1 protein-coding gene is annotated in these 507 nt (G+C 58.0%); it reads right to left on the bottom strand.

Annotated elements, in window-relative coordinates; genetic code table 11:
* Nucleotides 1–507 (bottom strand): hydrogen gas-evolving membrane-bound hydrogenase subunit E (gene mbhE, locus ACR0JX_RS19745; RefSeq protein ID WP_480545536.1); only part of this gene is annotated, 507 nt, incomplete at both ends.

Raw genomic sequence — 507 nt, 5'->3', positions numbered from 1 at the left:
AGGCCTGCGATGAAGCCGCCGCCGGGCTGGTTGTGGCCTCGGAAGAAGATATAGGCCCCGACCATCAATGCGATGGGCATCATCACGCGGGTGACGACCACCATCATCAATGGGTGAGAGTCACCCGACTGCGGCCAATGTGGTTTACGGTTCAGCAGGTAACTGCGCACATTGGTGCTCAGCACTGCTTCGGTCAGGGCGTAGATGATCAGGGCTGCGATGCCCAGCACGATGATCTCGCCAAAGGTATCAAAACCCCGGAAGTCGACGAGGATCACGTTCACGACGTTGGTGCCACCGCCACCTTTGTACGAATTGGCCAGATGGAATTCCGAAATCGTTGGGAAAGCAAAATCCCGCATCATCAGCGCATAGATCAAAGCGCCTGAGCCGATCCCGGCAACCACCGAAATTGCCGCATCACGCCAACGCCGTGCCGCGCTGCTGTCCCAGGGTGTGTCGGTCGGCAGAAAGTTCAGCGACAACAACAGCAGGATCATCGTCACC

Source organism: Ruegeria sp. AH7 (assembly GCF_056541325.1).
Note: the sequence above shows the minus strand (reverse complement) of the source record. Positions and strands in the feature narration are given on the sequence as shown.